Here is an 11,660-nt window from a genome sequence, read left to right as displayed (position 1 = left end):
CGTACAATTTATTGATTTCATTAATACCTTACGCCTCACACATATTAATATATATAAGACAAGTATTGACGGTTCTATTTTTTTCTTGTACTACTTGTATTGTTTATCAATATTTCAAAGAACATCTTGCTTTCGTTTTAAAAGCGGGTGCAAAGGTAAGAGGTTTTATTTTAACTACCAAATGTTTTCGGAAGTTTTTTTTCGTTTTTCTTTTTCTATCGTTTCTCAGGCTCTCTTAGCGAAAGGGAAAGAAGGTAAAGAAGAAAAACAAAACGCCTTTTCTTTGCGAATCGGACTGCAAAGATAAGAACTTTAAGCATTATCTTCCAAACTTTATCGGAAGTTTTTTTTGTTCTTATGGTTAAGCAGACCCTTGCTTTTACACTAAGTCAATTTATCAAGGCTTTCTTCTCTTGGAAAGCGGGTGCAAAAGTAGCCCCTTTTCAAATATACTCCAAACTTAAATCACTCTTTTTTTGAATTATTTTTGAAAAGACTCGCTAAAGTGTTGAGTCATAAGGATGTTGTAGAACATATTTTTCTCGGATACAGGAGGAACAGAGGAAAGGCATGCACATTATTATATTCACACGCGCGTTAGGTGAGTGAGCGCGGGCGTATACATCAGGGAAATGAAGAGGAAATATCAGATTCATGAAATAGTCTGTTATATAAAACACAGGATAGATACAGTAGAGGGGAGCTCTGGAAGTTGAAAGTAGCTGTCATGAGTAGTCACACAGCTTGTTGCATGTCTTAAAACAAAATAGGGCTTCGTTCGCCCTCTGGACATATGAAACCCCAATTCTTTATAAGATACAATCATTTAGTTATGTAGAAACAGGAAGTAGAAAAATAATTTCGAATATATCGAATAGAACTAAGTATTGGCATAAGTTTGCGCGGTTTTAATTTAAACTTTTGCTTATAATGGGGATTAATAAACCACAAAATTCGGTCTACAATTCTGCCATTACTTTCTTTTATTATGCTTTCAAAATGCTCTATAGACAGCCCCGCAGCTTTTATATTCAACAATTCTTTAATACATGAATCATTTTCACCAAAAATAAATAGAATTTTATTGTACACAGATAAAGGTAAAAGATGAATAAATGGCATTTTAGAACAAAATCCATTACGGCATATTTGTTGATGTCCACCAAACGGCATTTGCCAAGCAGGAAATCCCCAAAAGATTATACCTGTTTCAGACAGAAACTCTTTAGCATGAAGTATAAATTCAACTTTCCGACATTTATCTATATGTTCTATAACGTCATGTATCAAAATTATATCATATTTATTCATATCCTCTTCAGAACTAAAATCAAAAAAATCAGAATAAATAAACCGCCCATTAAAACCTAAAAGTTTAAAATAACTAATTGCCTGAGAGATTCGTTCTTCGGAACGATCTATTCCTGTTACATTGCATTCTTTTTCGGCAAATGGTAACAAATTTCCTCCTTCCCCACACCCTATCTCCAATATATTCAGACCTCTTTTTATAGCAACAAACTTCTCGAGATAATCAATATAAAAGTCTCGAGAAGTTATTGCAAGTTCATTAAAATAGGAATATCTATCTATATGTCTTTGCTGCATAGTCGATCTATTTATTTGCTTTCAAAGCCTCAACTTCTGCTTTTAATTCCTTGATTGATTGAATCATTATAGGAATAATTGCTGTATAATTAATTAGTTTATTCCCATCCGGGTCAGTCAATACTATATTCGGAAGAACTTTCTCGACTTCCTGAGCCAATAACCCAATTTCTTTACCATCTCCACCTACTCGAAAAGCAGCGGCTGCCGGTTCATTCTTATCTTTGAAATCATAACTTACAGCATTCAATTTAGACAGAACATTTAAACCATAACCTAACGGATTAATATTAATTTTTGCTCTAGCATCAGAATAGTTATATACATTTTTCACCTGAATGCTATTATATACTCCGGATGCTGTATTATAGAAAACAACTTGATCATAATGACTAGCCAATCGAGTTGCAGCCGGACTACAATCAATTTGAAAGAAGTTACTAGCATTACATTTCATATATATTCCGTTTCCACTAAACGTCGTATGATAAAATGAATAAGGTTCGGTATTGCCAATTGTCAATTTACCATTCGAATAATACTTAATTTGTGCATTTGCAAGAACTGCAACAGCCAAGAATAGCACTAAAACTATACTTTTTAAAAATAATGATTTCATAATATTACAAGTTTTAATTAATAACTTTTCGATATAAATAAAGGCACATATCCCTTAGACATCATTTTGTTACTGAGCCATCCAATCCTATGGTTACAGCTTGTCCAAAAGGAATATCTACAGTGCCAGGTTGAGCTTCCCATACAACCACACCAACCGCCCTAGTAGTTATACCAGTAGTAGTTTCATTGTTCGTATTTACTTCCTCCGATTCGTCCGTACATCCACAGAGAATCATCATAGCAAAAGAAAATAACATAAATAACTTTCTCATGACTATTCAAATTAAACATTAAGTGTCAAAAAATTACTTGATAAAGATTAGTATCTCACCTAAATGTAGGTAGTCTTATCCTTAAATTAGACATTGTGTTTGCTCTCATAACTTTAGATTTAAATAATTATTGCATTGATAATACTATTCTTCTGAAATATCTATATATCAATCCTTAAAGGTTAAAGTTTCCTATAACCTTAACATTTGCATTGTATATATACAACTCATATTGACCTAATGATAGATCACCTAAATAAAGAGTATACTCTCCTGCCACAACAGGGAATATTATAGTTCGAAAAACGATTTGTTTTTCAATGTCTTTTACTTCAATAGTTATAGGAGCAAAACTGTCTTTAAAATTTAAATAAAGACTTTTGCTTTCATCATCCACATACACTTTAAGCCATTCGGGGTCAACAGAAGTTTTTTGCCCCTCTCGCCATTCCATTTTAATATCAACATGTCTGTTAGCTACTGCAAAAGAAACAGGCATTAATAACATCACTAATAATACAAGCTCAAACTTTTTCATATTTATTAATTTTGTTTTTTTGCAAATATAGGGGATAGATGATTCGTTTGTTATATTCAAAACAATATCAGAATAGACAAATACAGCTTGATTATCAACAACTTATAAAAACAACATAGACATATAGTATACATTCACTATTTCAAAGGGACTTTCAGAGCATTAAAATAAAAAAAGTGCATGCCACTATCAATATAGCAGCATGCATTGCCTTATTCAGAAAAGAACTACTTAAATAGGATTATTTTAAAAGCTCGTTAATCAGATACTCACACAAGTTGGCTTCTTCCTGTAAAGCAGAGATTCCCAATTTTTGTCTGAACCTTAATCGCTTTGTAGAAACTGAACTAGGATTAATACCAAGCAATCTAGCTTCGGTTTTCGAATCAAAATTAAACATGCATAAACAACAATATTCCCACTCCTGACTTGATAAATTGGGGTATCGTTCTAATAAATACATTTTTAAATTCGGATAAGTTTCTGTTATTTCAGAAACAATAGAGAACCATAATTGCTCCGTTAGTAATGGTTCATTGCAATTCGTATTACGTTCAGCAATATTCACTAATTTTCTAAAAATTATTGACGTAACAATTCTTCTTCGCTGCAATTTCTTATAATTAGAGGTTAAGTTTTTAATTTCATTTTCTAATCGACTTTGACTACTTTCATTCTCTTTTTGCGAAACCACTAATTGATTTTTCTTTTTATCCAACTCTATAAAGGCATTAGCCAACTCTAGTTTTATATTATTCAACTCAAGGGCTTGCTTATTCATTTCATTTTTGGTTTTTTGCCTGTACAGCAAATAGAGTAATGTGATAGCTATACCAAAAATCAAACATATACAAATTATAATCATATACTTTTGCTGAGTGAGTTCCAATTGATGATTCTTTTCTTTAAGTCTCAAATTATTAAATTTCTTTTCTACTTCCAGTATTTTTGTATTATTCTGTAGTATAGTAATGGAATCACTAAAAGATTTACAACTTTCGAGATACTTAAGTGCTTCTTTATAGTTGCCTTCCGCTTTAGTTACCTGATAAAAAGCCCGCTCTATACCATATTCATATTCAGAGTTATCTAAAGGCAGTGTAGACAAAAGCTCACGAGCTTTTAAAATATCACCAACTTGCAGATATAGTTTGATCAGACAGAATGTATTATACAATTCATTTTCCTTATCCAAAGATGTTGATTTAAGGAAATGATATTCTGCTTTAGAATATTGATTCATTGCCAAATAAATGTTACCCAAAGCATTATCTAGAGAAGATCTAACCTCATTATCATGCAACTGCTGAGCAATAGAATCTGCTATTCCCATATATTTTAATGCACATTCCAAAGAATCGAAAAAGGCCCATTCACGAGCTATATTTCGCAAAGCAAATACATGACTTTTGATATTTCCCGCTTTCTTAAATAGTCCTTGCGCTTCCTCATATTGATGTCTGGCCTCTTTTTGCATATCCCTAAAATCATATAGATCGGCTATATACGTACATATATAGCCTGCTTCATTATATAGTTCTTTCTCTTTTGCGATTGCCAATACTTCTGCATAAATGCTCATTGCCTTATCATATTCCCCATCAGCCACTAGAGAGCGCCCCCAAAACAACCCTATATCTACTTGATCTTTAGTTATTCCATATTTAATCAGCCAAGAATATGCATGATCGAAATAGTAAGAAGGAGGAAGAGACGTATTCAATTTGTCAGCAGCTTTACCAGCTATCAAGCACCAACGCACTAAATCTTCCTTATCCAGTTTATCAGGATAAGGAATACTTTGTATAATACGAAAAGCACTATCCGGATTGTCTTTGAGTATTCGCTCTGCAGCATTTAACGGAGTAGACACTGATTGTTGCCGTCTACAAGCTACAAAAAATATTAGCACTAGGTTAACACATATGATAAATGTTTCATTATTATAGTTTTGCTTATATGAATAAAAAACAAACAAGTAAGTTAAACGAGGGGATAAAAAATTCTTTTCCCATTTTTCCGTTGAACCCTTGAAAACACAGATAGTATCAATATGTGCAATAATTATTTTTTCAGTTTCAAAAGTATTATGCTGTCTTGTAAAGATATGAATTATTTCTTAAACTACAAATAACCCTGTTGCATATTTTAAAATTAAAAATGTGAATCAGTAGTTGAATCAAAATTATACTGAAATGATTCAAATCAGTTAAGACATGAACATAAACTCTATAGCATTACCGATAGTACTCTATACAGCTAGATCTCAATAACTTATAGTTTCCTATCATTTCTTGGAATGGAAACTGTCGTTTCCCGGTGAGGGAACGGGCGTTCCTTTTAATGGAAACGACCGTTCCTTTTAAAGGGAACTGCCGTTTCCTCCGAGGAAACTAACGCTTGCTGTATAACAATCGAGGTTGTCAACTAAATCCAATACAATACAGACAATAAAAGAAGGGCCATCAGACATTAATACACTGAATATCAGATCATAGTATCAAGAAAGATGTGTATTAAAACATGGATATAGAGTGAGAGCAAATGCCTGCTCTCACACTGCTACCACACTTGCTACAACAGCTGTAACAACGATGAATAAGACGATACAAGCAAAAAGTGAGAGCATGGGAGCAAAACACGTGTTTAATTCATAGTAAGCAGAAAATATACTCGCCTTGAATCTACTCTTATTATTTGCCTGCTATTGATGCTTCAATCATTTGTCTTAGCAAACCGGTTGTGCTTGATTCAGCATGAAGCAAGCATTCCCGGTTACCGAACACAAAAAAAAGAATACCAAATGGCACACGAACATCCACCCCTAAATCAATCAATCCATCTGCCATATTGGCATTTTTCTACCTTGTACACTTATATATATTACAGGAGAAATCTCATTTCAACGCCTGCATACCATGCATATATAAAATCACTGTTAAATCACTGCGAACTCTCAAACAAAAACATCTCCCGTCTGTTACATACCCGACTTGAATATAGTAACCTAAACTTTTAAATTATGGCTAGAGAAAGCGTAAAAATCTTACAAGGAAAGCTTGATGTAGAAAGCTTGATTTCACAGTTGAATGCAGCATTGTCCGAAGAATGGTTGGCATATTACCAATACTGGGTAGGTGCATTAGTAGTAGAAGGCGCCATGCGTGCTGACGTACAGGGCGAGTTCGAAGAACATGCGGAAGAAGAACGCAGACATGCGCAACTGCTTGCCGACCGCATTATCGAACTGGAAGGAGTACCCGTATTGGACCCGAAGAAATGGTTCGAACTGGCAAGATGCAAATATGATGCTCCCCAAGGGTTTGATTCTGTAAGTCTGCTAAAAGATAATGTAGCTTCTGAGCGTTGCGCAATACTGCGTTATCAGGAAATTGCTGACTTTACCAATGGAAAAGATTTCACTACTTGCGACATTGCCAAGCATATCCTTGCTGAAGAAGAAGAGCATGAACAAGATCTTCAGGATTACCTGACTGACATTGCCAGAATGAAAAAATCATTTCTCGACAAGTAATTTCCGACTCGTCAGAGAATGAGCGAAAGGCAGTCTTAAAAAGAGAATATCAAAACATTCTCTCTTCAAGATTGCCTTTTTTCACAAATAGATGCGAAAACGATCCCGAAGTTTAGACTCCTTTAGTCTCCTTTTGAACAATTTTCGTCCTGAATGGAACACCGCATTTCAGTTGATTCCCGCTACATTTGCAACCACACTTAATCACAAGTGCATAGAAAATAGGTATAAAGAGTATAAAAAGAAAAGACTATGGCAAATCAATTATCAAAAACTGATAGCTCATCCAATCAGGATATCAGACAACGATTCAACGTAAAAAAAACAATCATCGGGGTTATTGTTTTATTAATAGGATTATGTCACTTACCTGAAGCGATCCTCCTCATTATGGACGGCATTTCTTTAGATAGCATATTGTATCTTATCGGCAATATATTACTCTGTCTGCTTGGCATATACCAACTTAAATTCCGTTCCAGGGAAATGAGATATCTGCCGACTAAAAGCGTGGTCAAAGAGAAGAACTATTCCTTCAATCTGAAATACCTTGAACCATTGAAAGAGATGATCGAATCAGGGAATTTTTCCAACAATATCAATATAGAGAAAGGAACAGACGGGAATCTTCGACTGGATGTCCTCATGTCAGCTGACAAGAAATTCGCAGCAGTGAGATTGTTACAGTTTATCCCTTACAGCTACATTCCGGTCATGGATATGCAATATCTGCGGAATGACAAGATCGCCGCTCTGGAGAATTTCCTGGAACACTCTAAATAAGGGTCCGTTTTATTTTATCCATCCCCACTTTTATGTAATAGTGCGATAAAAACCAAACTATTTTCAAACAAATCAAGAAGAAATCTTTCTTTTTTCGTATTTTTGTCCCAATATGCACGTTTAATTCAAGTAGACAACGAACATCAACGAAAAAGAATGAGAGTAATTGATTTAATACATAACAGCGAAAAAACAGCTTTCTCTTTCGAAATCCTTCCTCCACTGAAAGGTACAGGCATCGAAAAGCTGTATCAGACTGTCGATACCCTTCGGGAGTTTGATCCGAAATATATCAATATCACCACGCATCGCAGCGAATACGTATATAAGGATCTGGGCAACGGACTTTTCCAGCGAAACCGGCTGAGAAGACGCCCGGGGACTGTTGCCGTAGCTGCCGCTATCCAGAACAAGTATAATATAACGGTGGTTCCGCACATACTGTGCAGCGGCTTCACCCGTGAAGAAACCGAATATGTACTGCTCGACCTGCAATTCCTCAATATCACCGATCTGCTGGTACTTCGGGGAGATAAGGCCAAACATGAATCAGTATTCACTCCCGAGGGCGACGGGTACCATCATGCTATCGAGTTGCAGGAACAAATCAATAACTTCAATAAGGGAATCTTTGTAGACGGCTCGGAGATGAAAGTAACCAACAGTCCGTTCTCCTACGGTGTGGCTTGCTATCCGGAGAAGCACGAGGAGGCTCCCAACATCGAATCCGATCTCTTCTGGCTGAAAAAGAAAGTAGAAGCAGGGGCAGAATATGCTGTGACACAGTTATTCTACGACAATAAGAAATACTTCGAATTTGTAGAGCAAGCGAAGGCAGCAGGTATCAATGTGCCTATCATTCCGGGCATCAAGCCATTCAAGAAGTTGTCTCAACTCAGTATGGTGCCCAAGACATTCAAAGTAGACTTGCCGGAAGATTTGGTCAAGGAGGTTTTGAAATGCAAGAACGACAAGGAAGCCGAACAGGTTGGTATCGAATGGTGCGTCGCCCAATGCAAAGAGTTAATGGCACATGGAGTGCCAAGCATCCACTTCTACTCCATCGGAGCAGTGGACAGTATCAAAGAAGTGGCTAAAATCATTTATTGATATGTTTTTCAGAGACGTAATCGGACAAGAAGAAATCAAGCAACGACTCATTCAGGAAGTGAGTGAAGGGCGCATACCGCATGCCCAACTGATCTGTGGCCCCGAAGGAGTCGGTAAAATGCCGCTGGCTATCGCTTATGCCCGCTACATCAGTTGCACCAACCGGGATGAGACGGATGCCTGCGGAGTATGTCCGTCGTGTGTGAAATTCAACAAACTGGTACATCCGGACGTACATTTCGTATTCCCCATCGTGAAAAGTTCTAAAGGAAAACGGGAAGTGTGCGACGACTATATCGCCGACTGGAGACCATTCGTTCTGAAGAATCCGTACTTCAACCTGAATCACTGGCTGAGAGAAATGGATGCCGAGAATGCACAGGCCATCATCTACGCAAAAGAGAGCGATGAAATCCTGAAGAAACTCAGCCTCAAATCGAGCGAAGGAGGATTCAAGATCACGATTCTCTGGTTGCCCGAAAAGATGCATCCGGTATGTGCCAACAAATTATTGAAATTGCTCGAAGAGCCACCTGAGAAAACTATCTTCCTGCTCGTATCGGAAGCTCCGGAAATGATTCTGCCTACCATTCTGAGCCGTACTCAACGCATGAACGTGCGAAAAATAGACGAGCCGGCCATCGACCGCGTATTGCAGTCCAAATATGGTATCCAGCCTGCCGACAGCCTTTCCATTGCCCATCTGGCAAACGGGAACTTTATCAAAGCACTGGAAACTATTCATCTGAATGAAGAGAATCAGCTCTTCTTCGACTTATTTGTCAGCCTGATGCGATTGTCCTATCAGCGGAAAATCAGGGAAATGAAGCTTTGGAGCGAACAGGTTGCCGGCATGGGACGTGAACGCCAGAAGAACTTTCTGGAATACTGTCAGCGCATGATCCGCGAAAACTTTATATTCAATCTCCATCAGCGTGATCTGACATACATGACAATCAACGAACAGAATTTCGCCTCTCGCTTTGCTCCTTTCGTCAACGAAAGGAACGTAATGGGCATCATGGATGAACTAAGCGAAGCGCAACTACATATAGAACAAAATGTAAATGCCAAGATGGTATTCTTCGACTTCTCACTGAAGATGATCGTACTGTTGAAGCAATAATAAATATATAAACTATGGAATATAAGCTTCATAATGGGAGCGGCGGTCTTTGCTGCAAAGGATGCTCCCGACAAGATAAGAAACTGAACACTTATGATTGGCTGGCAGACATACCAGGCAACGCGGAAGAGTGTGATATGGTGGAAGTACAATTTAAAAACACCCGAAAGGGCTATTACCGCAACAGCAACAAAATCAAACTGGAAAAGGGAGACATCGTTGCCGTAGAAGCTGCTCCGGGTCATGACATCGGTGTCGTGACCCTGACGGGAAGACTCGTCCCACTGCAAATGAAGAAGGCCAACTTCAAGACTGATGTTGAAATAAAAAGAATCTACCGGAAAGCGAAGCCGGTGGATATGGAGAAATTCAACGAAGCGAAAGCGAAGGAACATGCGACCATGATCCGTGCCCGCCAGATCGCACTGAACCTGAACCTGGATATGAAAATTGGTGATGTGGAATATCAGGGCGACGGCAATAAAGCTATTTTCTACTACATTGCTGACGAGCGTGTGGACTTCCGCCAACTGATTAAGGTACTTGCCGAAGCTTTCCGTGTCCGCATTGAAATGAAACAGATCGGTGCACGACAGGAAGCAGGACGTATCGGAGGTATCGGTCCTTGCGGACGGGAGCTTTGCTGCGCTACATGGATGACGAGTTTTGTGTCGGTATCTACAAGTGCCGCCCGCTTTCAGGACATTTCACTGAATCCTCAAAAGCTTGCCGGACAGTGCGCCAAGTTAAAGTGTTGTCTCAACTATGAGGTGGACTGCTATGTGGAAGCTCAGAAACGCCTTCCTTCCAGAGAAATCGAACTGGAAACAAAGGACGGCACTTTCTACTTCTTCAAAGCTGATATTCTGAGTAATCATGTTTCTTACTCTACGGACAAGAACTTCCCCGCCAACCTGGTAACAATCAGTGGAAAACGTGCCTTTGAGGTGATTGCCATGAACAAGAAAGGAATGAAACCGGATAGCCTGCTCGAAGCTGAAGTGAAGCAAGAACCCAAAAAGCCGATTGACTTGCTGGAACAGGAAAGCCTCACCCGCTTCGACCGTAACCGAAATAATAAGGACGGAAACAACGGTAACCGGAACAAGAAGAAGAGAAAAGGAAATAATGACAACCGCCCGCAGGCACAGGCCGAAGGTGGAAATCGTCCGCAGCAACCTCAGAGGGGGGAGAACGAGAATCGTCCCCAACCGTCAGAGAACGGCAACAGAGGAGAAAGAGGAGACAGAGAAAATCGTCCGAGAAACAATAACAATAATAACCGGAACAGAGGACAGAATCAAGGACGGAATAATGAGAACAGACGTCCGGAAAGAGGACAGAATCAGGAACGTCCACAGAATCCGAACCGTCCGCAGAATCAAGAACGTTCACAAAATCAAGAGCGTCCGGTAAATCAGGAACGCAATCAAGAACGTAACCAGGAGCGTCCGCAGAATAGAGAACGACAACCCAAACAGGAACGTCCTCTAAATCAGGAACGCCCGCAGGAACAAGGAAGGCAGCCCAACCAGGAACGTACTCCCAGACCTGAAAGAAATTCGAATCAAGAGAAGCCGCAAAATAATGAAAAGCCTGCTCAGGAATAGCTTATTTTGTTTATTCGGTGCCTGCCTCATGGCAGCCTGTAATGAAAATACCGTGTATCACTCCTACCAGTCCCTGCCCAATGAGGGATGGGGAAAGAGTGATACACTCTCTTTTCAGTGTCCTGTTACGGACAGCATTCCTGGTACACTCAGATTATTTGCGGAAGTTCGCAACAGAAGTGAATACCCTTACCGCAACCTTTACTTATTCATTCATGAAAACCTGCTTGATTCCACAGTATGCCGCACTGACACGATAGCGGTCAACCTGGCTGATTCCACAGGAAGATGGACAGGAAATGGCTGGGGAAGTATCTATCAAACAGCTGTTTTTGTCAAATCTGTCCGCCCGCTGCATCCCGGAAACTACACAGTTAAAATTGTGCACGGAATGCAGGATGAGAAATTAACCGGACTCAATGACGTCGGTATCCGGATTGAAAAACAAGGAGAATAG

13 protein-coding genes are annotated in these 11,660 nt (G+C 38.7%); 7 read left to right on the top strand and 6 right to left on the bottom strand.

Features of this window, described 5'->3' with window-relative positions:
* A partial coding sequence (locus tag NBH01_RS18390) for a hypothetical protein (protein ID WP_250700212.1) occupies positions 1 to 307 on the top strand: 307 nt, incomplete at its 5' end.
* Positions 308 to 822: 515 nt separating this feature from the next.
* On the opposite strand, the gene NBH01_RS18385 is transcribed toward NBH01_RS18390, so the two are convergent.
* The 6 genes from NBH01_RS18385 to NBH01_RS18360 all read right to left on the bottom strand — a co-directional run bounded on the left by NBH01_RS18385 (position 823) and on the right by NBH01_RS18360 (position 5,888).
* Positions 823 to 1,608, bottom strand: coding sequence for a class I SAM-dependent methyltransferase (locus NBH01_RS18385; protein ID WP_151210413.1), 786 nt, complete (start codon positions 1,606 to 1,608; stop codon positions 823 to 825).
* A gap of 7 nt (positions 1,609 to 1,615) precedes the next feature.
* Positions 1,616 to 2,227 carry a tail fiber domain-containing protein gene (locus NBH01_RS18380; protein WP_151210414.1) on the bottom strand — a complete coding sequence of 204 codons (612 nt, stop codon included), beginning with the start codon at positions 2,225 to 2,227 and terminating at the stop codon, positions 1,616 to 1,618.
* A 61-nt stretch (positions 2,228 to 2,288) separates the two neighbouring features.
* The gene (locus tag NBH01_RS18375) at positions 2,289 to 2,501 is read right to left on the bottom strand and encodes a hypothetical protein (protein WP_250700211.1); all 213 of its coding nucleotides are present in this window, start codon (positions 2,499 to 2,501) and stop codon (positions 2,289 to 2,291) included.
* Between the two features lie 175 nt (positions 2,502 to 2,676).
* Positions 2,677 to 3,039, bottom strand: coding sequence for a DUF3244 domain-containing protein (locus NBH01_RS18370; RefSeq protein WP_195380847.1), 363 nt, complete (start codon positions 3,037 to 3,039; stop codon positions 2,677 to 2,679).
* A 241-nt stretch (positions 3,040 to 3,280) separates the two neighbouring features.
* Positions 3,281 to 4,912 carry a tetratricopeptide repeat protein gene (locus NBH01_RS18365; RefSeq protein WP_229036400.1) on the bottom strand — a complete coding sequence of 544 codons (1,632 nt, stop codon included), beginning with the start codon at positions 4,910 to 4,912 and terminating at the stop codon, positions 3,281 to 3,283.
* An 820-nt stretch (positions 4,913 to 5,732) separates the two neighbouring features.
* Positions 5,733 to 5,888 carry a hypothetical protein gene (locus NBH01_RS18360; RefSeq protein ID WP_195380848.1) on the bottom strand — a complete coding sequence of 52 codons (156 nt, stop codon included), beginning with the start codon at positions 5,886 to 5,888 and terminating at the stop codon, positions 5,733 to 5,735.
* 173 nt (positions 5,889 to 6,061) lie between these two features.
* On the opposite strand from NBH01_RS18360, the gene NBH01_RS18355 reads away from it, so the two are divergent.
* From NBH01_RS18355 to gldH, 6 genes are all read left to right on the top strand, one after another.
* Complete coding sequence (locus NBH01_RS18355; RefSeq protein WP_008762757.1) at positions 6,062 to 6,574, top strand: ferritin-like domain-containing protein; 513 nt, start codon at positions 6,062 to 6,064, stop codon at positions 6,572 to 6,574.
* A 252-nt stretch (positions 6,575 to 6,826) separates the two neighbouring features.
* On the top strand, positions 6,827 to 7,357 hold the full coding sequence (locus NBH01_RS18350; protein WP_225679410.1) for a hypothetical protein: 531 nt from the start codon (positions 6,827 to 6,829) through the stop codon (positions 7,355 to 7,357).
* Between the two features lie 156 nt (positions 7,358 to 7,513).
* Complete coding sequence (gene metF / locus NBH01_RS18345; protein ID WP_008762755.1) at positions 7,514 to 8,467, top strand: methylenetetrahydrofolate reductase [NAD(P)H]; 954 nt, start codon at positions 7,514 to 7,516, stop codon at positions 8,465 to 8,467.
* Position 8,468: 1 nt separating this feature from the next.
* Positions 8,469 to 9,593 (top strand): DNA polymerase III subunit, encoded by a 1,125-nt coding sequence (locus NBH01_RS18340; protein ID WP_225679445.1) that lies wholly within the window; start codon positions 8,469 to 8,471, stop codon positions 9,591 to 9,593.
* A 14-nt stretch (positions 9,594 to 9,607) separates the two neighbouring features.
* Positions 9,608 to 11,203 (top strand): regulatory iron-sulfur-containing complex subunit RicT, encoded by a 1,596-nt coding sequence (locus NBH01_RS18335; RefSeq protein ID WP_225679412.1) that lies wholly within the window; start codon positions 9,608 to 9,610, stop codon positions 11,201 to 11,203.
* Complete coding sequence (gene gldH, locus NBH01_RS18330) at positions 11,181 to 11,660, top strand: gliding motility lipoprotein GldH (protein ID WP_118337548.1); 480 nt, start codon at positions 11,181 to 11,183, stop codon at positions 11,658 to 11,660. The genes NBH01_RS18335 and gldH overlap by 23 nt, the downstream gene beginning before the upstream one ends.

Origin of the sequence: Bacteroides sp. B1-V-101 (assembly GCF_023656585.1) — a bacterium.
Lineage (GTDB): Bacteria > Bacteroidota > Bacteroidia > Bacteroidales > Bacteroidaceae > Bacteroides > Bacteroides thetaiotaomicron.
Note: the sequence above shows the minus strand (reverse complement) of the source record. Positions and strands in the feature narration are given on the sequence as shown.

Coding starts and splice junctions, on each gene's coding strand:
- gldH (WP_118337548.1), top strand. CDS start 11,181: ATGAAAAGCCTGCTCAGGAATAGCTTATTTTGTTTATTCGGTGCCTGC.
- NBH01_RS18380 (WP_151210414.1), bottom strand. CDS start 2,227: ATGAAATCATTATTTTTAAAAAGTATAGTTTTAGTGCTATTCTTGGCT.
- NBH01_RS18350 (WP_225679410.1), top strand. CDS start 6,827: ATGGCAAATCAATTATCAAAAACTGATAGCTCATCCAATCAGGATATC.
- NBH01_RS18355 (WP_008762757.1), top strand. CDS start 6,062: ATGGCTAGAGAAAGCGTAAAAATCTTACAAGGAAAGCTTGATGTAGAA.
- NBH01_RS18335 (WP_225679412.1), top strand. CDS start 9,608: ATGGAATATAAGCTTCATAATGGGAGCGGCGGTCTTTGCTGCAAAGGA.
- NBH01_RS18385 (WP_151210413.1), bottom strand. CDS start 1,608: ATGCAGCAAAGACATATAGATAGATATTCCTATTTTAATGAACTTGCA.
- NBH01_RS18375 (WP_250700211.1), bottom strand. CDS start 2,501: ATGAGAAAGTTATTTATGTTATTTTCTTTTGCTATGATGATTCTCTGT.
- metF (WP_008762755.1), top strand. CDS start 7,514: ATGAGAGTAATTGATTTAATACATAACAGCGAAAAAACAGCTTTCTCT.
- NBH01_RS18360 (WP_195380848.1), bottom strand. CDS start 5,888: ATGGCAGATGGATTGATTGATTTAGGGGTGGATGTTCGTGTGCCATTT.
- NBH01_RS18370 (WP_195380847.1), bottom strand. CDS start 3,039: ATGAAAAAGTTTGAGCTTGTATTATTAGTGATGTTATTAATGCCTGTT.
- NBH01_RS18340 (WP_225679445.1), top strand. CDS start 8,469: ATGTTTTTCAGAGACGTAATCGGACAAGAAGAAATCAAGCAACGACTC.